General features: G+C 41.2%; 22 protein-coding genes. 17 read left to right on the top strand and 5 right to left on the bottom strand.

Features of this window, described 5'->3' with window-relative positions:
- The first annotated feature begins 33 nt into the window (after window positions 1–33).
- Window positions 34–1,836, top strand: a complete 1,803-nt coding sequence (recQ, locus tag QR42_RS09425) for a DNA helicase RecQ (protein ID WP_039179275.1) — start codon at window positions 34–36, stop codon at window positions 1,834–1,836.
- A 234-nt stretch (window positions 1,837–2,070) separates the two neighbouring features.
- Complete coding sequence (locus QR42_RS09420; RefSeq protein WP_039179273.1) at window positions 2,071–2,862, top strand: LysM peptidoglycan-binding and 3D domain-containing protein; 792 nt, start codon at window positions 2,071–2,073, stop codon at window positions 2,860–2,862.
- A 153-nt stretch (window positions 2,863–3,015) separates the two neighbouring features.
- Here QR42_RS09420 and QR42_RS09415 read toward each other — a convergent pair whose 3' ends face one another.
- Window positions 3,016–3,528, bottom strand: coding sequence for a GNAT family protein (locus QR42_RS09415; protein ID WP_039183160.1), 513 nt, complete (start codon window positions 3,526–3,528; stop codon window positions 3,016–3,018).
- A 198-nt stretch (window positions 3,529–3,726) separates the two neighbouring features.
- On the opposite strand from QR42_RS09415, the gene QR42_RS09410 reads away from it, so the two are divergent.
- The 4 genes from QR42_RS09410 (at window position 3,727) to prpB (ending at window position 7,946) form a co-directional block, all read left to right on the top strand.
- Window positions 3,727–4,266: a DUF420 domain-containing protein gene (locus QR42_RS09410; protein ID WP_039179270.1), complete on the top strand. Its 540-nt coding sequence runs from the start codon at window positions 3,727–3,729 to the stop codon at window positions 4,264–4,266.
- A 168-nt stretch (window positions 4,267–4,434) separates the two neighbouring features.
- On the top strand, window positions 4,435–5,577 hold the full coding sequence (mmgD, locus tag QR42_RS09405) for a citrate synthase (protein WP_039179267.1): 1,143 nt from the start codon (window positions 4,435–4,437) through the stop codon (window positions 5,575–5,577).
- Window positions 5,578–5,579: 2 nt separating this feature from the next.
- Window positions 5,580–7,016, top strand: coding sequence for a bifunctional 2-methylcitrate dehydratase/aconitate hydratase (locus QR42_RS09400; protein WP_039179264.1), 1,437 nt, complete (start codon window positions 5,580–5,582; stop codon window positions 7,014–7,016).
- Between the two features lie 12 nt (window positions 7,017–7,028).
- Complete coding sequence (prpB, locus tag QR42_RS09395; RefSeq protein ID WP_039179262.1) at window positions 7,029–7,946, top strand: methylisocitrate lyase; 918 nt, start codon at window positions 7,029–7,031, stop codon at window positions 7,944–7,946.
- Between the two features lie 235 nt (window positions 7,947–8,181).
- Here prpB and QR42_RS09390 read toward each other — a convergent pair whose 3' ends face one another.
- Complete coding sequence (locus QR42_RS09390; RefSeq protein WP_039179260.1) at window positions 8,182–8,844, bottom strand: lysozyme family protein; 663 nt, start codon at window positions 8,842–8,844, stop codon at window positions 8,182–8,184.
- Window positions 8,845–8,941: 97 nt separating this feature from the next.
- Window positions 8,942–10,267, bottom strand: coding sequence for an APC family permease (locus QR42_RS09385; RefSeq protein ID WP_039179257.1), 1,326 nt, complete (start codon window positions 10,265–10,267; stop codon window positions 8,942–8,944).
- Window positions 10,268–10,453: 186 nt separating this feature from the next.
- On the opposite strand from QR42_RS09385, the gene czrA reads away from it, so the two are divergent.
- Entirely contained in the window at window positions 10,454–10,783 is a 330-nt protein-coding gene (gene czrA / locus QR42_RS09380) for a Zn(II)-responsive metalloregulatory transcriptional repressor CzrA (RefSeq protein WP_024422670.1), read from the top strand.
- A 31-nt stretch (window positions 10,784–10,814) separates the two neighbouring features.
- Here the strand turns inward: czrA and QR42_RS09375 are convergent, their stop codons facing one another.
- The gene (locus QR42_RS09375; protein WP_039179252.1) at window positions 10,815–11,339 is read right to left on the bottom strand and encodes a CcdC protein domain-containing protein; all 525 of its coding nucleotides are present in this window, start codon (window positions 11,337–11,339) and stop codon (window positions 10,815–10,817) included.
- 118 nt (window positions 11,340–11,457) lie between these two features.
- Between QR42_RS09375 and QR42_RS09370 the strand changes: the two genes are divergently transcribed.
- The 7 genes from QR42_RS09370 (at window position 11,458) to QR42_RS09340 (ending at window position 17,468) form a co-directional block, all read left to right on the top strand.
- Window positions 11,458–12,390: a helix-turn-helix transcriptional regulator gene (locus QR42_RS09370; RefSeq protein ID WP_039179249.1), complete on the top strand. Its 933-nt coding sequence runs from the start codon at window positions 11,458–11,460 to the stop codon at window positions 12,388–12,390.
- 54 nt (window positions 12,391–12,444) lie between these two features.
- A complete protein-coding gene (locus tag QR42_RS09365) occupies window positions 12,445–12,918 on the top strand; it encodes a GyrI-like domain-containing protein (RefSeq protein ID WP_039179246.1) in 474 nt (157 codons plus the stop codon).
- Between the two features lie 36 nt (window positions 12,919–12,954).
- Window positions 12,955–13,674: an MBL fold metallo-hydrolase gene (locus tag QR42_RS09360; RefSeq protein WP_039179243.1), complete on the top strand. Its 720-nt coding sequence runs from the start codon at window positions 12,955–12,957 to the stop codon at window positions 13,672–13,674.
- Window positions 13,675–13,677: 3 nt separating this feature from the next.
- A complete protein-coding gene (locus tag QR42_RS09355; protein WP_039179239.1) occupies window positions 13,678–14,250 on the top strand; it encodes a TetR/AcrR family transcriptional regulator in 573 nt (190 codons plus the stop codon).
- 147 nt (window positions 14,251–14,397) lie between these two features.
- Window positions 14,398–15,279: a membrane protein gene (locus QR42_RS09350; protein ID WP_039179237.1), complete on the top strand. Its 882-nt coding sequence runs from the start codon at window positions 14,398–14,400 to the stop codon at window positions 15,277–15,279.
- Complete coding sequence (locus QR42_RS09345) at window positions 15,242–15,850, top strand: DUF4166 domain-containing protein (RefSeq protein ID WP_039179234.1); 609 nt, start codon at window positions 15,242–15,244, stop codon at window positions 15,848–15,850. The genes QR42_RS09350 and QR42_RS09345 overlap by 38 nt, the downstream gene beginning before the upstream one ends.
- A complete protein-coding gene (locus QR42_RS09340; RefSeq protein WP_235354760.1) occupies window positions 15,840–17,468 on the top strand; it encodes a YndJ family protein in 1,629 nt (542 codons plus the stop codon). Before QR42_RS09345 ends, QR42_RS09340 begins: the two co-directional genes overlap by 11 nt.
- Here the strand turns inward: QR42_RS09340 and QR42_RS09335 are convergent.
- Window positions 17,465–17,944 carry a hypothetical protein gene (locus QR42_RS09335; RefSeq protein WP_039179231.1) on the bottom strand — a complete coding sequence of 160 codons (480 nt, stop codon included), beginning with the start codon at window positions 17,942–17,944 and terminating at the stop codon, window positions 17,465–17,467. The two genes, QR42_RS09340 and QR42_RS09335, sit on opposite strands and share 4 nt — an antisense overlap.
- A gap of 245 nt (window positions 17,945–18,189) precedes the next feature.
- On the opposite strand from QR42_RS09335, the gene csaA reads away from it, so the two are divergent.
- The 3 genes from csaA (at window position 18,190) to QR42_RS09320 (ending at window position 22,059) form a co-directional block, all read left to right on the top strand.
- Window positions 18,190–18,522 carry a chaperone CsaA gene (csaA, locus tag QR42_RS09330; RefSeq protein ID WP_039179228.1) on the top strand — a complete coding sequence of 111 codons (333 nt, stop codon included), beginning with the start codon at window positions 18,190–18,192 and terminating at the stop codon, window positions 18,520–18,522.
- A gap of 513 nt (window positions 18,523–19,035) precedes the next feature.
- A complete protein-coding gene (locus QR42_RS09325) occupies window positions 19,036–20,427 on the top strand; it encodes an MFS transporter (RefSeq protein ID WP_039179225.1) in 1,392 nt (463 codons plus the stop codon).
- A 24-nt stretch (window positions 20,428–20,451) separates the two neighbouring features.
- The gene (locus tag QR42_RS09320) at window positions 20,452–22,059 is read left to right on the top strand and encodes a glycoside hydrolase family 43 protein (RefSeq protein WP_039179222.1); all 1,608 of its coding nucleotides are present in this window, start codon (window positions 20,452–20,454) and stop codon (window positions 22,057–22,059) included.
- Window positions 22,060–22,095: the final 36 nt, after the last annotated feature.

Below are 22,095 nucleotides of genomic sequence, written 5' to 3'. Positions count from 1 at the left end.
AATAGACAAAACAAAAGACGGAGAGGGAATTGGATGTTAGAACAAGCAGAAGCACTCCTGAAACAATACTTTGGCTTTGACACCTTTAGGCAGGGACAGAAACAAGCCATTGAATCGATTGTAAACAAACAGAAGGATACCGTTTGTATTATGCCGACAGGCGGAGGGAAATCGGTTTGTTACCAGATTCCTGCCCTGATGATGGAAGGAACAACGATCGTTGTATCCCCGCTAATTTCTTTAATGAAAGATCAAGTCGATGCACTAAATGAAATGGGCATACGATCGTCCTTTTTAAACAGCACACTTTCTGCAGCTGAAATGAATAAAAGGCTGAAAAAATGTGCAGATGGGGAATATCAGCTGCTTTATATCACACCTGAACGTTTACAAAATGAACGTTTTTTTCAGCTCCTTGATCGGTTAACGATCCCTTTAATCGCAATTGATGAAGCGCACTGTATATCTGAGTGGGGGCATGATTTTAGGCCAAGCTATCGCTTTATTCAAGAATGCTTAGATAAATTGACAAAAAGGCCAGTGATAGTCGCGCTAACGGCTACAGCCACGAAAAAGGTCCACCGAGATATATGTGAACAGCTTGGCATGAACGAAGAAGAAACCATTTTTACTGGGTTTGCTAGAGAGAATTTGTCTTTTCAGGTGGTCAAAGGAGAAAATAGTGACCGCTTTATCACACATTATATGAAGAAAAACAAGCTTGAGTCCGGCATTATCTATACAGCTACAAGAAAAGAAGCTGAAAACATTTACAATCGGCTAAAGAAACAAAAGATCAAAGCTGGCATTTATCATGGCGGGTTAGATGACGATGTGAGAGAAGAGCAGCAAAACCTGTTTTTAAATGATGACATCCAGGTCATGGTCGCTACATCTGCATTTGGCATGGGAATTAATAAATCAAATGTCCGTTTTGTCATTCATCATCAAATTCCAAGGGATATTGAAAGCTACTATCAAGAAGCTGGGCGCGCAGGTAGAGACGGTCTTGAAAGTGAATGTATTTTACTGTTTTCGCCGCAGGGCGTACGAATGCAGCGCTTCCTCATTGAACAGTCAACAGAAGATGAAGTGCGCTATCAGCATGAACTGCTTAAACTAAGACAAATGGTGGATTACTGTCATACTGAGCAATGTTTGCAGCAATTTGTGATGGACTACTTTGATCAATCAACAAGTACTCCTTGCCAAAAATGCAGCAATTGCCTTGATGAAAGAGAGCGTGAAGAGGTCACTCGAGAAGCGCAAATGGTTTTATCGTGTACGGTTAGAATGAACGAGCGATTTGGAAAAATGATGATTGCTCAAGTACTGGCAGGCTCTAAAAATAAAAAAGTGCTTGATCTTGGTTTCGACCGTCTTCCTACATACGCTTTAATGAAGCAGCAATCAGCCCAGCAAATCAGTGATTTCATCGAATTCCTAATTACAGAAGAGTATTTGCACATGTCTGAAGGGGCTTATCCAACATTAAAAGTGACACATAAAGGGAAGAAAGTGTTAGTCGGACAAGAGGCTGTGTATAAAAAACAGGCAGTTAAAAGAGAGGCGATTCAAGAAAACGATGCATTATTTGAGCAGCTGAGAGCGGTGAGAATGAAGCTGGCGAGAGAGCAGGGCGTTCCGCCATTTGTTGTATTTTCTGATCAAACCTTGAAGGAAATGTCAGCAGTTCAGCCTAAAACAGAAGAAGAACTTCTCCATATTAAGGGAATAGGCGCTCAAAAAAGAGAGAAATACGGGGATGTTTTTCTAGAAGAAATCCGTTTATTTATAGAAAAAGAGAAAAATAAAGAGGTTGAAGAAGAAAAATAATTTTTTTTCGCTACGTTTGGACACGTTTTCAACAGGAGGTTTCTGATCCTTTCAAAACCTTGATATGGCGGGTAATTGAGCTGTTTTGTGGTCTGATTTACCAATGGAGAGAGATGTTTCATGTAAAGGAACTGTAATCTAAAACATATCGTTTTGTTATTGAATTGACATTTACATATGTTACGATAGCACTCGTTAGCCGCCATAAAAAGCTAACAAGGGAGGATTTACTTTATGAAGAAGACTATTATGTCCTTGGTTGCTGTTGCAGCAATCTCAACAACAGCATTTGGAGCACAGCAAGCTTCTGCAAAGGAAATCACTGTGAAGAAAGGTGATACACTTTGGGGAATCTCTCAAAAAAATGATGTGTCTCTAAAGGACCTAAAGGGTTGGAACAATTTATCTACAGACATGATTTATGTAGGTGATAAATTGACAATCTCTTCAAAAGAGAAAACTCAGGAGCAGTATAAAGTCCAGAAGGGGGACAGCCTCTGGAAAATCGCTCAAAAATTCAATGTGTCAATTAGCGATATTAAGTCTTGGAATAACTTAAACTCAGATATAATTGTGACTGGTTCAACACTAAGTGTTGCTGGTCAAAGCTCAGCTCCGGTAAGCTCAGAGCCTGTACAAAAACAGGAGCCTGTCCAAAAAGAGCAAACAACACAAAAAGCTGCTCCTAAAAAGGAAACAGCTAAAGCAGAATCATCTTCTGCTAGTCAAAGTGTACAAAAAGAATTGACTGTAACGGCTACGGCTTATACAGCAAATGATGGTGGCATCTCAGGTATCACTGCAACAGGGGTAAACTTAAACAAAAACCCAAATGCGAAAGTCATTGCAGTAGATCCTAATGTCATTCCATTAGGAAGTAAGGTTTATGTTGAAGGCTACGGTGAAGCTACCGCAGCAGATACTGGCGGCGCAATTAAAGGTAACAAAATTGATGTACATGTACCAAGCAAATCCCAAGCAAAAAATTGGGGCGTAAAATCAGTCAAAGTGAAAGTACTTAACTAGTAATCTATTGTTTTTTGGAAGAAAGCATCAGGTGGCGGCCTGATGCTTTTATTGTACCCTTTTTTTGGTCAAAAAAACACATATTTTTCAGAAAAATTTGCATTTTCGACAAAAACCAGCGTATATTCTATCACACACGCTGGTTTTTTGGCGTTAGCTGTCCACCCAATAAATTTCCCCGCTTTGTTCTTCCCAATTAATTTGGACATCAAATTGGTGCTTTTCATAAAAGTGAATCAAGCGGTCCACGTGATTCCAATCTCTTTTGACGAGGTCACCTGTGATGACTGGAATGTTCTGCTCTCTTGCGATTTCTTTTAAATGCTTCATACAGATTGAGCCGTATCCATTATCGGGAGGGCCTTTAATATCAGCAATGTGAATCTTTCCTTCTTCAGGATATTCCGCGATTAAGGAAAAATCAGATTGTCCGCGAAAAGCTTTTTCACAATCGCTGAGCATGATTTTGCATGTATCCGCACTTTCAATGGCAGAGACAATCATCCATTCGTCTTCTTTCGCCTGATCAATGCCAATGATCTTTGCTTTTTTCGAAATATCTTTCATATTTTCTTGCATTCGATACATTTGAAACTGCAATTGCTGTAATTCTTGCTCTAACGTCTTCACATCTTTGGTTGTTTCCTGTAAGATTGACAAGTCCATTACTCCTTTCATATAAGAAATCATAAAAACCACATAAATTCCAATTCTAAAGGAAGTGGATAGATCTTTCAAGCCGTTAGAACGCCAGTAATCGGCAAGTTTGTCTAAAATTCGACGAAGACAGCGAATTCATTGACTTTATAGAGAAAGTTAAATAACATACTCTTAGTCGGAACTAATAAAGAGAGGTTTTCAAACATGAACGAACAGAATCAAAAACCGAAAAATTTCACCGGCATTGTTGTCATTTTAACAATTGCCATAAACGGATTAATCGCTTTATTATTTTTAATGCCAAAAACAGATAAATTTAGTCATCTGGACATTACATTTCTTCCTTTACTGAATGCCGTGATGAACAGCTTTACGTTTATCTTCTTACTTTCAGCACTCATTATGATTAAACAAAAGAACATTAAAGCACATAGACGATTTATCTTTGCTGCATTTTCAACAACACTTGTCTTTTTAATTTCCTATGTGACATATCATTCAATGGCAGCTGATACACACTTCGGCGGAGAAGGGATCATCCGTCCAATTTACTTCTTTATTTTGATTACACATATTTTGCTTTCAGCAATTATTGTACCACTTGCATTGATTACACTATTTAGAGGCGCACAGATGCAGGTCGAGCGTCACCGTAAAATTGCCCGCTGGACGATGCCGCTTTGGCTCTATGTTAGTCTCACTGGCGTCATTGTCTATATCATGATTTCTCCATACTACAGCTAACGTATGTCCAACTGGACATACGTTCTTTTATTTACAAGATGAAGTGCTTTGGATAGAATGGAAATTGGATATCCGACTTGCACGGTATCTTCCCATCTATAGATTCACATCATTTCTGGCCGTTTGCTCGTTTGGAGATCAACAATTGGACGAAACGGGGGTTATATGATGACTGAACAATTGCAGTATAAACCGGGGCTTGAAGACATTGTGGCAAGCGAAACGTCCATATCATACTTAGATGTGGAGCAAGAGGAAATTGTGATTCGCGGGTACGACCTCATTGAGCTAGCACAAAACAAGACATATTTAGAAACAGCCTATCTGCTTATTTATGGAAGATTACCAGATGCGATGGAATATCACCAATTTCAGCAAGATATATCCTCACAAACGAACTTACATCCAACGATTCAAACCATTTTAACGAAGCTGCCAAAAACCACTCACCCTATGGATGCGATGAGAACATGCTTATCTGCTCTTGCAGGGTACGATGATGCACTACATGATCGATCAGAAGCGTGCCAAGTGAAGCGTGCAGTTCGATTACTAGGCCAGCTGCCGGCCATTGTTGCTGGAAGCTATCATATTCTCACAAAAGACGCCGCTATTTCTCCAGATCAGACCAAATCCTACACTGAAAACTTTTTATCCATGCTAACTGGACGCACCCCGACCGAAGACGAAATCACCGCTTTTGACCAAACACTTACATTATATAGTGAACATGAGCTGCCGAATTCAACGTTTGCAGCTAGAGTCATTGCATCCACGCATTCTGACATGTATGGTGCTTTTACTGGAGCGATCTCTTCATTAAAAGGTGACCTCCACGGAGGAGCAAATGAAGCTGTCATGCACATGCTTCTTGAAGGAAAAACAACGGAAGGATTTCTTGCGCTCATTGAACGAAAATTAGCCGCAAAAGAAAAAATGATGGGTTTTGGCCACAGAGTATACATGAGAAAAATGGACCCGCGCGCCGCTCTTTTAAAACGTTCATTGAAAACGCTTACTGAATCAAAGGGAGATACAACGCTATATGACATGTGTGTAGCAGGAGAGGCATACATGAAAGAGCAGAAAAACCTCTATCCGAATCTTGATTATTACGCCGCTCCTATTTATTACGTGCTTGGAATTCCTATTTCACTTTATACACCCATTTTCTTTGCTGCAAGAGCTAGCGGATTAGCCGCTCATGTTATTGAACAGCATTTGCATAATCGCATTTTTAGACCGAGAGTCCGGTATTTAGGGCCTAGAGGATTAAAGGTTTCAAATGATGATGGAAAAACGGGGGAATGAACATGAACAAAACAGCAGTCGCCAATCAAACAGATCAGCTATTAGAAGAAATTGCTGCCTATGCAGTAGACGGAGAAATTACGAGCAAAGAGGCCATTGAAACCGCGCGTTATGTGCTCATAGACACCCTCGGGTGCGGAATGCTTGCGCTCAATTTTCCAGAATGTACGAAGCACCTTGGTCCCATCGTACCTGGAACAGTCGTACCTAACGGAGCAAGAGTTCCCGGCACTTCGTTTGTGCTAGATCCTGTTCAAGCGGCTTTTGATATTGGCTGTATGATTCGCTGGTTAGATTATAATGACACATGGCTTGCACAGGAGTGGGGCCATCCGTCAGATAACTTAGGCGGAATATTAGCTGTAAGTGATTATATCAGCAGAACTCGCCTTGCAAACGGAGAAGAGCCGCTAACGATGAATGACGTACTGCATGCAATCGTCAAGGCACATGAAATTCAAGGTGTGCTCGCTTTAGAAAATTGTCTGAATCGAAATGGATTGGACCATGTGCTATTTGTCAAAGTGGCAACAAGTGCAGTTGTATGTGCAATGCTTGGTGGAACAAAGGAAGAAGTCCAGCATGTGTTATCACAAGCGTTTGTTGATAATTCCCCGCTTAGAACATATCGCCACGCCCCAAACACAGGATCTAGGAAATCATGGGCAGCAGGGGATGCAACAAGCCGCGGAGTGAGACTGGCAATGATGACACGAAAAGGGGAAATGGGCTATCAAACGCCGCTTAGTGCAGAGAAGTGGGGCTTTGAAGATGTTCTTATGAAAGGAAAACCACTTACGCTCGCCCAGCCTCTTGGATCATACGTCATAGAAAATGTTCTTTTCAAAATTGCTTATCCTGCTGAATTCCATGCGCAGACTGCTGCAGAGGCGGCTGTGATGCTGCATGAAGCTGTAAAAGATCGTTTAGATGAAATTGACCGGGTAGAGATTACGACACATGAGTCAGCAATTCGAATTATTGATAAGAAAGGGCCGCTTTATAATCCGGCAGACCGTGATCATTGCTTGCAGTATATTACAGCCATTGGACTGATTTATGGTGAGCTAACAGCTGACCATTATGAAGAAGAAACGGCGCAAAATCCAGCCATTGATCGTCTGCGTGATCAAATGGTTGTGAAAGAGGATAAGCGTTATACAGAGGATTATTTAGATCCGAAAAAGAGATCAATTGCAAACTGTGTACAAATTTTCTTTAAGGATGGGACGATGACAGACCGAATTGAAATTGAATACCCGCTTGGTCATCGTAGAAGAAGACAGGAAGGCATTCCGCTGCTTGAAAAGAAATGGCTCTATCATTTAAAGACAAGATTTCCACAAAAACAAGTAGATCAAATTGTGTCACTCTGCCAAAATCCAAATCAATTAAAAACAACAACAGTACCGGCATTTATGGACCTATTCGTCATATAAGGGGGAGCTAGCGTGTGGATCGTGAATGAAGAAAGAAGTCAGGCTGATTTAGCCGCAGCCTTTAAAGAACAAATGAACAAATCAGCTTTATTTCAAATTCCAGGCGTTCACGATGGAATGTCTGCGCTCTATGCAAAAAAAATGGGCTTTCAAGGTCTCTATTTATCAGGTGCCGCTTTTTGTGCCAGCAAAGGACTGCCTGATCTCGGCATGATCCATTCAACAGAAATGGCAGAAAAAGCGAAAGAGATAATTCGAGCTTCCCAGCTGCCGCTTTTGGTCGATATGGACACAGGCTATGGCGGTGTTTTAAATGCAGCAAGAGCAGCAAAAGAAATGGTTGAGAGCAAGGTGGCAGCTGTTCAAATTGAAGATCAGCAAATGCCGAAAAAATGCGGGCATTTAAATGGGAAATCACTCGTTCCAGTAGAAGAAATGGTCGCAAAAATCAAAGCCATCAAACAAGCGGCACCAACGCTTTTGGTGATTGCGAGAACCGATGCAAAGTCCGTAAATGGAATGGAGGATGTCATCCGCAGGGCCAATCTTTACGTAGAAGCAGGAGCTGACGCTATTTTCCCTGAGGCACTCATCACAGCAGAGGATTTCACGCATGCGTCAAACAATATTAAAGGTCCGCTCCTTGCAAATATGACGGAGTTTGGCAAGACGCCTTATTATCATGCAGACGAATTTTCAATGTTTGGCTTTCAAATGGTCATTTACCCTGTGTCATCACTCAGAGTCGCTGCAAAAGCGTATGAGCGTTTATTTACAGAAATCATGGAAAAGGGAACGCAGCAGGGGATACTTGGGGATATGCAAACGAGAAAAGAGCTTTATGAAACGATTCATTATGATGAGTATGAGGAAATGGATCAGCATTTAGCAAAAACGATCCTTCCGGAAATTGGGAAAGAACAGCAATAAAATGAAAAGCACTTCCTTGACGGAAGTGCTTCAGCATGTAGACAAACCCTCGCATTCGGTGTCAGGTCTGCGTGCCGGTGCTCACGAATGTACAATTCGCTCCGCTCCGGTACTCGTCCTTCCTAGAGCTGCAAAGGTTTTCTATCACGCTGAAAAGAAGACAAAGGGCTAAAATCAAGATCATTTTAGCCCTTTGTCAACAATTTGAAACACTTCCTTGACGGAAGTGCTTTTTTTACGATGATGGTGTGGATGATGAAGCCAATTTCATCTTTTCTTCAACTGTTTTCGTTTTTTCTTTTACTTTTTCAGCGTAAGTGAAATCACCGTAGCAATACGGATAGCGGAAGTTATCTTTGTTGCCGCCGCACGTATAGACCTTGGGGTTTCGTTTCACTTGCTTTTTGGAGTATTGCTTTGCCAATTTCTCGGAATGTTTTCCCCCGTTTTTTGCAACAAAATCAATATAGCCGATTCCCATGTTATAGCTTTGAATAATGGTTTCCAAATCAACGCCTTTTTTCTTCCCATGCTTGTACATAGTCGAAAAATGATGGACTCCTTGTTTAATGCTTTTCTGAGGGTCATTGATTTCATTTCGTTTCAAACCAAGAGATTCAGAGGACTGCATTGGATCTCCGCCTCTGCCTTTTGATTCTTGATACATCATACCGAGGATTAACGCGGTATACTGATCTAAATCTTGATCTCTTAACTCTGTTTCTACAAGCGGTTTGTAATCATCCAATCTCGACAAAACAATTGATTCCGTATCAATCGGCAGCTTTTTTAACTCCTTTTGATTAAAGGAGATGGCAATGGCTGCTAATACGAAAACAAAGAGAAAAATCGTGAAACAGCCTGAAATGGCAAAACATCCTGTTTTTTTCTTTTTCAAGGTCAGTTCACCCCTGTTTTGCCCCGCTTTTAAAAGGGAAGTACAGCCTTTTTATTATGACATATCCTAAGCAGGATACCAAGTGAAAACCTTATAATCAATCATATCCAAACGTAAATTCAGACCTTGTTTTCAGCCTGAAGCAGAAATAAATAAAACCGATCATCAGCCAAATCATGCCAATGATTAATGCATTTGTACTGATGCTCGTTAACAGCCAAATACAAAACGCCGTCCCGCATAGAGGGATCACTGCATATCTCAATGTATTCAGAACACCTCTTTGTTTTTGTCTGACGAAAAAGTACGCAAAAACAGACAAATTCACAAAGGTAAATCCAATTAACGCGCCGAAGCTGATAAAGGAATAAATGACTTCAAGTTCGCCAACGACTGCGGTTAAGGAGAAAGCCCCGATTAATAAAATATTAAAAACAGGGGTTTTTAATGTCGGATGAATATACCCGAAGAAACGCTTCGGTAACGATTGATCTCTTCCCATTGCATATAAAAGCCTTGCTGCACTCGCATGTGACGATAAGGAGGAAGAAATGACAGCGACCATTGTGCCAGCTAAAAAGAACGAGTGGAGAAATGCGCCGCCCACGAATTCTGCAATTTCAAGTGAGGCTGCATCAGGATGTTTGAACTGATGAAAATTTGGAAACACCTGCTGCAAAAAATAAGACGTCAACGTAAAAAGTACGCCTCCAATCGCAACTGTTAAGAAAATGGCAAGCGGAATCGTCTTTTTTGGTTTAATGGTTTCCTCAGACATCGTCGAAATGGCATCAAATCCAAGAAAGGAGAAACATAAAATGGTCGCTCCTGAAAAAATAAGCGCTGGATCTAAGCTCGCTGAATAAAAAGGCCGGGCTGACAATAACTCTCCACTGCCAGCGTTTTGCGTGAGCCCATAAATAACAAACCCAACAAAGGTGACGGCGACAATGACCTGAAACGTCACAAATAGCGCCGTAATGTTGGCTGTAAGCCGAATACCGATTACATTGACAGTCGTTATGGCGATAGCAAGTATGATGATCCAAATGTAATGAGGTACATCAGGAAAGGCTGCAGTTAAATAAGCACTTCCGATCGCAAAATTCACCATAGGCAGAAATAAATAATCCAGTAAAAGTGTCCAGCCCACAAGGAAGCCGACATGAGGATGAATACTTTTTTGCGCATATGTATAAGCAGATCCTGCTTTTGGAAAAGCCTTCACCATATTCCCATAGCTAAGCGCTGTCAATAGTAATGCAAGCAGCGTAAATATATAAGCTGCAGCTACGTGTCCTTTCGTCAGCTGAGCAACAATGCCGTATGAATCAAATACGACAAGTGGATCCATATAAGCAAGCCCGATCACAACAAGTGGAAAGACAGTCAGGCTGCGTTTTAGTCTTGGCTCTTCAGTCAATTTGCCTATCAGCTCCTCTAAAAAAATGAATAAATAATGCTCATTTTAAAAAGAATGCTACCAAGTGTCAATGCTATTTGAATAAATCTTTTTTCTAAAGTGTGCCCGCTTTGCACGCCGCACGTTTTAGTATATGATGATACATAGAATAAGTCGTGATTTGACTAACAAGAAAGGTGAAGCGAAATGAAGGAAGAACTGAATACAAATCAAGAACAGGAACGGATGGAGCTGGATGAAGAAAGCTTATTTCTTGTCTCCCAAACGTTTAAAGCCTTATCTGATCCGACACGTATTCGCATTCTGCACCTGCTGTCTCAAGGTGAATACTCGGTCAATGATATCGCGGAAACGCTGAATCTCATGCAATCAACTGTTTCTCATCAGCTCCGTTTTTTAAAAAACCTTCGTCTCGTGAAATCTAGACGAGCAGGGACATCGATTTTTTACAGCCCTGAAGATCAGCATGTGATGGAAGTACTTGAACAAATGATTCACCATGCGCAGCATGACTAATAAAAACCTTCCTACTCATATAGGAAGGTTTTTACGCATGATGCATATGTGCTGATCGTTTACCTGCTTTCATCATTTGATAAGAAAAAACGACATAGTAAGCAGCTAACAGAAAAAAGCTGAGCATGGTCATGGCATCATCACTCACAATATGCTGATACAGTTCAACGACACCAATCTTTGTGAGCGAATAGTTTGTCAGCTCACCCATCTTAAAACTAAGTCTAGATAAAAATAAGCATAAAATGAAGCTTTCAATCCATTTACTCGTTTTCACATAAAGACGGCCATTTTCTTCTTTCATCCGGATCGTCTCATAGGCATGAACGGCCAGACTGCTTCCAAAGAGCATACCAATAGCGGCATAGATGAAAATGCTGTGATTTTGCCAGCCTTCTAATAAGAGAATAAGAGCAGTGAGTCCAAATACATACATTCTCATCAAAAGACTGATTGGGCGCACAAGCTGATAGCGTCTCATACGATTCATTCGAAAAATGATGCAGATCAGCATAATGCCTCCAATTATGAATAACTGCCACACGTGATGTGTCATGATGCAACCTCCTCCTGCATGTGCAGGGATGTAAACGAATGCTGGCTGTTCCTTATCTTTACCATTCTTTCTTTTTTTATCAAATCAAAACCTACATTTATGAAAAAGAGGAAAAGGCATGAAAATCGATCGTATTTTATCTATTGTGATGCTGCTTATTAGCAAGCAGCAAGTTCAAGCGAAAGACCTTGCTGAACTTCATGAAGTGAGCGTGAGGACGATTTATCGCGATATTGACACCATCAATCAAGCCGGGATTCCTGTTGTGACAACACAAGGAGCAGGTGGAGGCATTTCGCTTGTTGACGACTATCGTTTAGAGAAAAAATTATTTACCGATGATGACATTGAACTTATTTTAACAGCTCTTGAAAGCATGACGAGTGCATATTCCTTTAAAGAAAGTGAACATGTACTGAAAAAAATCAAATCTCTTATTCCGCGACAAACTCATGAAAGTGAGAAACAGCACCATGTCTTTATTGATTTAAGCTCATGGGGGAAAGACAGCCAGGCTGAGAAGAAGCTGCAGCTGATCCATACCGCTGCCTCCGCGCATCAATTCATCCAGTTCACTTATCGCAATGCAAAAGGTGAAACACTTCCACGGAAAGTGGAGCCTTATACGCTTGTCTTAAAAGGAAGGCATTGGTATTTGTATGCGTTCTGTTGTGTGAAAAAAGCTTTTCGTCTGTTCAAGCTGACAAGAATGACAGACCTCATCACCATTTCAGCATATTTCAGGCCGAAAAGAATCAAAAATGAAGAGAAGCCTTGGAATGACTCTTGGCATGAAGAACCTTCAGTCACAACGCTCACGCTCAGGTTAACGGAAGCATCAGTTGGCAAAGTGAAGGAATGGATGGATGAGAACGAATTGATCGTCAGTTCAGATGGAACCTATTTGGCAGCATTGACCGTGCCGCAAGATGATTGGCTGCCCAGTTTCCTATTCCATTTAGGACCGGACGTCGACATTCTTTCACCTCAGCACATCAAGGAAGCGTTTGATCTCAAATTAAAACAATTTATGAAGAGATTAGAAACTTGACACACAGTTGTCAGGTTTCTTTTTATATGATGGGAGAAAAGGAGATGAGAATGTATGTACGATATCGTGACATTAGAAAAACAATGGATCAAAGGGTTGTCTGTTCGAACTACAAACGAAATAGAGCAAACAAAAGAGCGGAAGATTGCGCCGCTTTGGCAGGAATTTTTTGCGCAGCAGCTTCATGGGGGACAAGCCCCAGTCATAGGGCTTTATTCAGATTATGAAAAAGATGAACATGGCTCGTATTTATTCACGGCTGGGCAGTTCGCGAGGCAGCATCGAGATCATGTCATAGAGATTCCTGCGTCCACCTACGCAAGATTTCAAACGAGAAAGGGACCAATTGAAGAGGTTGTGCTTGAAGCATGGCACAAGATTTGGACGTGGGATCAGCGACAATACCGCACTTATACAGGTGATTTTGAATGGTATGATGAAAGATCTATTGATCCAAAAGAAGCGCAAATTGATATTTATATTGCGGTTGATGAAAAAATGTTTGCTAAAACTAATACCATTAGTTAATATAAAACTAACGACATTAGTTTTAGGAGGGCAATCATGAGATTAACAACTTTTGACCGTCTGCACCAGCTTACATTGATGCCGCGATTATTTCCGGTAAATTGCTATGTATTTGAGGAAGAGGAAGGACTCATTTTAATTGATGCTGCTTTAAAAATGGCGGCGAACTCGATCATCGAATTTGCCCGTAAAAAGAACAAACCAATTCATAAGATTATTCTCACTCATAGCCATATGGATCATATCGGTGCATTAGATGAGGTGAAAAAGGCTTTTCCCGAGGCAGTCGTCTATTTATCAAAACGTGATGCCCGCTTGTTTGCAGGTGACTTTTCGTTGCTCCCTGGCGAACCCCAACAAAAAATCAAAGGCAGTTTTATGAAAAATATTCATACAAAACCAGATGTGCTTGTCGAAGAAGGAGATGAGATTGGGCCGCTCAAAGTGATTGCAACACCAGGGCATACACCTGGCAGCATTTCTTTATACGATGAAAGGTCAGGAGTTGTCATTGCAGGTGATGCACTTGTGACAAAAGGCGGCTTATCGGTAACGGGTGAGTTTCGGTGGAGCTTTCCGTTCCCGGCATTTGCCACATGGGATGCAGAAACCGCACTAAAAAGCGCTGAAAAATTACTAGCACTGCGCTTATCCTGTCTTGCTGCCGGACATGGTGACCTTATGATTGAACCTCATGAAAAGCTTCAAGCTGCCGTCCGTAAAAGGCAGCACCAGCTAAAAAAAGGAGGGCAGTAAACCGTGTCTCCAAGAATGGGAATTACACAAGAAAAAATTATGGATACCGCGGCTGCATTTGTTGATGAAGAGGGCTTCTCCGCTTTGACCATTGCTACATTGTCTAAAAGGCTGAATATCAGGCCGCCTTCTCTTTACAATCACGTATCCGGCCTTCATGAGATTCAGGCAGCACTCGCAGTAAAGGGGCTCTCCATGCTTTGTGAGGAAGGGATGCAAGTCACAGAGGGGCTGGAAAAAGAAGAAGCTGTTTTGGCCTTTGCCACACAATATGTGCAATTTGTCCGAACACACCCCGGTCTTTATGAAGCTGCCTTTTCACATATGAACGAAAAAGAAGTACGTATTGCAGCAGAGCGCCTTGTTCAGTTTGTTCAATCGATTATGTCACGCTTTGGTGTAAAGGAAGAGGAAATGACGCATGTCGTCAGAGGACTGAGAAGCTTACTGCATGGCTTCGGTGATATTTCTAATAAAAAGGGATTTCAACGAAAAGAACAGCTTGAAGAGAGTGTGAGCTATGCGGTTCGGCTCTATATCACGGGTGTATTGCAAAAAGAAGATCTGTCTATTTGACAGGTCTTTTTTTATAGCGAACCGATATCATAGAGAAGCATCCTTCTGGAATAATTTTTTTGAGAGAAAACGAATAAAGATTTGACAGTTTTGTGAAACATGGTATGCTTATTATGTGAAATAATTCACATAGAGGAGTAGAGGCAGATGAAAAGAAAGCCTGTTTATGTGGAAACAACCATTCATGCACCTTTAGAGAAAGTATGGGAATATACGCAAAATCCAAAGCTTCATGAACAGTGGGATTTGCGCTTTTCAACCATTTCATTAAATGAACCTCAAGATGAACAGCCCCAAACCTTTTTGTATGAAAAGCATCTTGGATTTGGTGTAAGTGTCACAGGGACAGGAGCATATCGAACTAGAATGATGGATGAACGGAATGAACGGGCATCCTCGCTGAAATTTAAATCGTCACACCCGTTGTCTTTTATCAAAGAAGGCGGCGGCTATTGGAAATATGTGAAAACGAACGATCATATTGTGTTTCAAACTCAATTTGATTACAAAACGAAAGAAGGAAAAGGATGGGCGTGGGCAGATCGATTTCTTTTTCGCCCGATGATGGGATTTATGACGGCCTTTAGTTTTGGCGCACTAAAGACGTGGCTTGAAAAGGGAACGCACCCTCGGTTGTTACTGGAGAGAACCCTTGCCCATTATGGAATTTGTTTGCTGTTTGCCATCGTCTGGCTATGCCAAGCGGTCATCCCATTTTCACATTCCGCTTTTGATCATAGCACCGGATTTCGGTTGTTTTATGCCCTGATAGGCGTATCGTGGCTGATACCTAAGCTATCAAAGAAATATCTGTTCATTCTTCAAAGCGTGTTTCTGCTGATGATGCTTTGTATCGGGATTGTATCCCCACAATCGACACTTCATGAGCCGCTTGTGATGAGTGCATTTTTGATTCTATCCATTGGAGGAATGATTAATTTAAAAGATTGTATAGATGTATTTTCGATCAAACGGAAAAGGGGAGGTAGACATGGTCGTTCATCGTCATCAAGTAAAGGATTACGATAAGCTTCATCCAAAATTAAAAGAGAGATACAACCGTGCGTTTACCGCTGAAGGCACTATGGAGGAAATAGGCGGCGGAACGAGGCTCATTCGATTTTTCTTCAAAATTGGTCCACACTTTCGCTGTTTTTTCCCCGAGAGAGGAAAAAACATTCCCTTCCGAATTGTGAATAAACCCTTTATGACAAATAAGGGAGAGGAAGGCATGCACTGGTTCCGTACGTTTTATTTCCCAAAGAAGGAAAGGCACTTTGATGCAGATATGATCATTGATGAGAAGAGTCATAAAGTACTAGACTATTTTGGAAAGCCTCGACTTCTTATGTCAGAGCTTCATTTTACAGTAACAAAGTATGGGTTCCTTCACATTCAATCCGGCCAGCAGAAACTGTTGATGTTTGGACGTGAGTGGCCGCTGCCTTCATGGCTTTATGGTGAGTCAGATGTCACAGAAGGCTACGACGAGCGTACAGATGAGTATACGATTCATGTGCATGTGAAAAATCGACTGTTTGGCACTCTTTTTACATATAAAGGCCGATTTACTGAAAGGGTGGAGTCTCATGATGAATAAATGGCACTTGATATCAAGCCTTCTCTTCATGTGTTGTTTTATCGCCGCCCGTTTGATGACAGGTCCGATAGCAGAGTTTTTTGTACTGATAGCGATTCTGTTTTTCCTTCCTGCAGTGTTAGCTTTTTTTGCGAAGGAAGAGAGTGAGAGTAAGCCGGGAGTACTGCTCGGTATTTTAATGAAAGCCTTTCCATTAGCTGCTTTTTGTGCAACGGCTGCATTTATCTATCATTCTGCTTTGTTTGCATCGGGATGGTTTTTGTATACGATCATTTTGGCGTTATATGGCTTTACTCGTTTGCTGAAAAGGGGAACCGTTCCGCTTCATGAATTGATGATTGATGGTGCATGGATGTATCTCGCTTTAGGCGGGCTTTGGTTTTGGCTGTATACAGCAGATATACAGGTGATGACCTTTTCACCAATCATCGTGCTTTTGACTGCTATTCATTTTCATTACTCTGCTTTTTTTATCCCGCTTTTCTATGGATTATTAGGGAGACAGAGAGAAAAAGAGACAGTTTTATACAAAGGGGCAGGCTGGGTGATTTTGCTGTCGCCTGTGATGATTGCTGTTGGGATTAGCTTCTCCCGTCTATTTGATACGTTCAGCGTTATGCTATATGTCATTGCACTCTATTTGTACGGCATTCTTTGTATGAGAACAAGGTTTCGATCGACTGTGGCAAAAAGGCTGGTTGTGTTTTCTAGCTGCATCTTAATGGCGACGATCGTGCTATCTCTTCTATATTCTGCCGGCATGCTCATGCACGTGACCTATATCAGCATTGATCAGATGATTTGGTTTCATGGCAGTATCAATGCCTTTTTTGTGATTTTACCAGGTCTGATTGGATGGCTGATCGAAGGGCCAAAGGATCAATTGAAACAGAAGAACTTTCCGATATCAAGCGTGCATGGCCGTTTTCATAAGATCTCTTTTCAAAAGGAAAGAATGCATGATCGCGAGAAGCTCGGTTTAGTCGATTCACTTGATGATTTAAATGGAACGACGTTTTCAGCTGAAAGGGTATCACCTGTGATTCGGAGGTTTTATGAAAATCCGACGGCATTTACGTTAAAATCAGCAGTCTGTTTTCATTGGTGGGTGAGGCCGTTTGTTTTTTTACTTCAGCCCATGTTTAAGAAAATAGGGCAGCTCTATTTAGGAACATCTCGTATCCCATATGAAATGAAGGGACGTCTGACTACATTTCAACATCCTAAAGAAGAGCGAAAGAAAGTCAGGGCGTGGATTCGTCACAACGAAAAAGGGGAGCAGGTCTTTTTTGCACTTTATGCTCATCATCACGATGCAGCTGCGGGCTATATGAATATTGCGCTGCCGCTTCCATATTCTCAGATGACCGCCATTTTAAAACCTTTTAATGAAAAGGAAGACTTTCTCTTAAAAAGTGCATGTCCAAAAGGCAGTACCGGTGACGAAGGATTGTATTTGCATACGCCTTTTATCACCATGAAACTGCCAATGGAAGAAAGCTTTCATATGAAGCCGGAGACAGATAAAAGTCTCACAGCAGTTCATCAAATGAAGCTATTCGGTATTCCCTTTTTAACGATTCATTATCAAATTGACAGCCGGAAGCCATCCTGTTAGTCAATGATGTCACATGGTTCACCGTGCCGAATGATGTTCACAATCGCTTGCCCATCACTCGGATGATGATCTGCATACTGGACTGGCAGCAGTGCAAAAAATACATAGTAGACAGAGAAGTAAGCAAATTGATAGAAAAATTGATGTTCTGGCAGGATATCATTGGCGATCATTGTATTCAGGATGAGAACACTGAGCAGGTTGCATAATGATCCGCCTAGGTAGACAAGAATGTGCGAGAATCGGTTATTTTTCCTCATTTCTTCATAATGGCAAAATGCATCTAGAAAATAGATACGTCTAATTTCAACAACGCCTATTTTCAATACTTTTTTGCCTCTGCCAAGAGCAAAAGAAACCTTTGCGCCAAACATCCACGCGACCATAATATGGCCAACCTGATGCAAGATGGCAACGATAGGAAGAATGACGAAAAACGACCAGCAAAATGTCCACATATCCGATAATGTAAACAAGTGTTAACCCCTCCCCAATATATTTGGGAGGAAGCAGTAGGATTATTTGCCATTTTACTGAATTCATTTTCAGGATGCAAACATTTAATACAAGACAATAAAATTATTATGTAAACTAAAGGTTGGATTTTGCGATGAATCGGCTTTTTGACTCACTTTTTTTACGAAATGAATGTGCTACAATGAAAAAACAATGGATGTCTCTAGTAAATGAACTTACCCTTGAATGAAGAGGAGAGAATCAGATGGCAGATATTGAACAGTTTTTAGCGTTAGATATTCGTGTTGGGACGATTATCGAAGCAGAATTCTTTGCAGAGGCAAGAGTACCTGCATTAAAACTCAAGATTGATTTTGGTGAAGAGATTGGTCTAAAACAATCCAGTGCTCAGCTGACAAAACGGTATACAGCTGAGAATATCATTGGCAGGCAAATCGTAGCAGTCGTCAATTTTCCGCCAAGAAGAATTGCAGGGTTCAAATCAGAAGTGCTTGTATTAGGGGGCATGCCGTCAAAAGAAGACGTAGTATTACTAGCAACAGATGAGCCTGTTGAAAATGGGACAAAAATAGGATAAGAAAAAAGACATCTTCCTGAGAAGATGTCTTTTGCGTATTGAGGCGGAATAACCACACGCCACATTCGTGTGTGTCTCAAGGAGACATGTTACCCGACTTACACAATTCAGCTCATCGCTTGATAAATATAGCATGGGATGAGCTGAATTGCAACCATTAAATGATTCACTTCAGTTTTTCACGTCATTTCAGCAGAAAAATGACAAGAAATCAATTATTTGGATTATTTTTTCGAAAAATATTGAAAAGTCAGATCAGATTTTATAAAATGAACTCATCTTAGTTTGTTTAGTCGATAAACTAAGATGAGTTCTAAGTGATGATCCGACTATTGAAGGGGATGATTCTGTCATTCAAATCATTTGCTGCGTATGTGGGCTAAGCTGAAAGGGTTAGATGTTCAGCTTCATTTTTACAACAAATTGAAAGCGCTTTATATTCATTGCATTGACTGCTGCTGCCCTCCATCATCTGTTCATTAGAAGAGGCTAAGAGAAGAAGGGAGAAAGCTCATGGTAAGTGAGAATTTAAAAAAGATTCGTATGTCTGAAAAAGTGGGATATGCTTCAGGAGATTTCGCATGTAACTTAATTTATGCAACTGTCTCTACGTATCTATTATTTTTTTATACAGATGTGTATGGTTTATCAGCGGCAGCAGCAGGGACGATGTTTTTAGTTGTTCGGGCCATTGATGCGCTTGCAGATCCGTTTATTGGTGCATTGGTGGATCGAACGAACAGCCGTTTTGGCAGGTTCAGACCTTACTTGTTATTCGGTGCGTTTCCTTTTGTGGTACTCGCCATCCTTTGCTTTACAACACCTGATCTTTCTGAAATGGGTAAACTCGTTTATGCCTACATCACGTATGTTGGTTTATCGCTTACATACACATTCATCAATGTTCCTTATGGTGCTTTAACATCCGCAATGACAAGAAATAACCAAGAGGTTGTCAGTATTACGTCTGTTCGTATGCTTTTTGCTAATCTCGGAGGTCTAGTTGTTGCTTTTTTTGTTCCTTTTCTTGCGACTTTTTTGAGTGATAAAACAGGAAATACAGCCCTCGGCTGGCAGATGACAATGGCTTTTCTCGGCGTTCTTGGCGGTGCATTACTTATTTTCTGTTTTAAAAGCACGAATGAACGTGTCACGCTTCAAAAGCCGGAGGAAAAAATTAAGTTCAGTGATATCTTTGTCCAGTTACGTGTGAATCGTCCGCTTGTTGTATTAAGCATTTTCTTTATTATTATTTTTGGCGTGAACTCGATCAGCAACTCTGTTGGGATCTATTATGTGACGTATAACCTCGGCAGAGAAGATTTAGTGAAATGGTACGGACTCATTGGCAGTCTGCCAGCTTTAATGGTGCTGCCGTTTATTCCAAAACTGCACAAGCTGTTAGGAAAGAAAAAGCTGCTGAATTATTCATTATTGCTGAATATCGTAGGTCTTCTTGCATTACTTGTGATACCGCCGAGTCAAATCACTTTAATACTTATTTTCAGGCTAGTTGCAGCTGCAGGAAGTATTACAGCCGGTGCATATATGTGGGCGCTCATTCCTGAAACCGTTGAATATGGCGAATATAAAACAGGGAAAAGGATGGGTGGACTCATCTATGCCATCATCGGATTCTTCTTTAAATTTGGAATGGCATTAGGCGGGATTGTGCCAGGGCTTGTACTCGATCGCTTTGGCTATATTGCGAATCAAGTGCAAACACCAGAAGCATTACTTGGCATTTTAATCACGACAACGGTGATTCCTGTATGCTTACTGATTTTAGCGATGGTGGATATTAATTTTTATAACCTAGATGAAGAAAAACATAAAAAAGTTGTACGGGAGCTTGAGAACAGAGACAAGGTATATATCGATCATATGGACGATTTTAAAATGTAGGTCTCTGAAAGAGGAGGAAGTTCAATGAAGATTACCAATCCAGTGCTCAAAGGGTTTAACCCCGACCCAAGTATTTGTCGTGTCGGAGAAGATTATTATATGGCCGTCTCTACATTTGAGTGGTTTCCAGGGGTGCAAATTTATCATTCGAAGGATCTCGTCCATTGGCGTCTTGCTGCGCGTCCTTTGCAAAAAACCTCGCAGCTGGATATGAAGGGAAATCCTAATTCTGGTGGAGTATGGGCACCGTGTTTAAGCTATGCGGATGGGCAGTTTTGGCTTATTTATTCAGATATCAAAGTAGTGGATGGTCCATTTAAAGACGGTCATAATTATTTGGTCACGGCAAGCGAAGTGGACGGCGATTGGAGTGAACCGATCCGGCTCAACAGCTCTGGGTTTGATCCATCTTTATTCCATGATCAAAGCGGGAAGAAATACGTCTTAAATATGCTGTGGGATCATAGAGAAAAGCACCATTCCTTTGCAGGTATTGCCTTGCAGGAATATAGTGTGGCTGAAAAGAAGCTCATCGGTCAAAGGAAGGTCATTTTTAAAGGCACACCGATTAAACTGACAGAAGCGCCGCATCTGTATCATATCGGAGACTACTACTATTTATTAACGGCAGAAGGAGGTACCAGGTATGAGCATGCGGCAACGATCGCCCGGTCCCCGCATATTGAAGGGCCTTATGAGGTTCATCCTGATAACCCGATTTTAAGTGCTTTCCATGCGCCTGAACATCCGCTTCAAAAATGCGGGCATGCTTCAATCGTTCAAACGCATACAAATGAATGGTATCTCGCTCATCTCACTGGCCGCCCAATTCAATCAAGCAAGGAATCTATTTTTCAACAGAGAGGGTGGTGCCCTTTAGGAAGAGAAACAGCCATTCAAAAGCTAGAATGGAAGGATGACTGGCCTTATGTTGTAGGCGGAAAAGAGGGGACGCTTGAGGTTGAAGCGCCAAAAATCGAAGAAAAGGTTTTTGCACCAACCTATCATACAGTCGATGAATTTAAAGAATCAACACTAAATAGACACTTCCAAACATTAAGAATTCCGTTTACAGATCAGATTGGTTCATTAACGGAGAAACCTCAGCATTTAAGGTTATTCGGTCACGAATCTTTAACGTCTAAGTTTACCCAAGCTTTTGTTGCAAGGCGTTGGCAAAGCTTTTATTTTGAAGCAGAGACAGCTGTTTCGTTCTTCCCAGAAAACTTTCAGCAAGCCGCTGGTCTTGTGAATTATTATAATACGGAAAACTGGACAGCACTCCAGGTGACATATGATGAGGAACTTGGGCGCACGCTTGAGCTATCTGTCTGTGAAAACCTTGCCTTTTCTCAGCCATTGACACATAAAATCATCATTCCAGACGAGGTCACTTATGTCTATTTAAAAGTGACCGTTCAGAAAGAGACTTATAAATATTCTTATTCTTTTGATCAAAAAGAGTGGAAGGAAATTGATGTGCCGCTTGAATCCATCCATTTATCCGATGATTTCATTAGAGGTGGGGGATTTTTTACAGGGGCGTTTGTCGGTATGCAGTGTCAAGATACGAGCGGCGAGCGTCTGCCTGCTGATTTTCAGTATTTTCGCTATGAGGAAAAAAATGAATAAAAAAAGACAACGCGCTGCGGGCTGTCTTTTTTGGAA

Source organism: Bacillus sp. WP8 (genome assembly GCF_000800825.1).
GTDB lineage: Bacteria > Bacillota > Bacilli > Bacillales > Bacillaceae > Bacillus > Bacillus safensis.
This window is presented reverse-complemented; position numbering and strand designations above follow the sequence as displayed.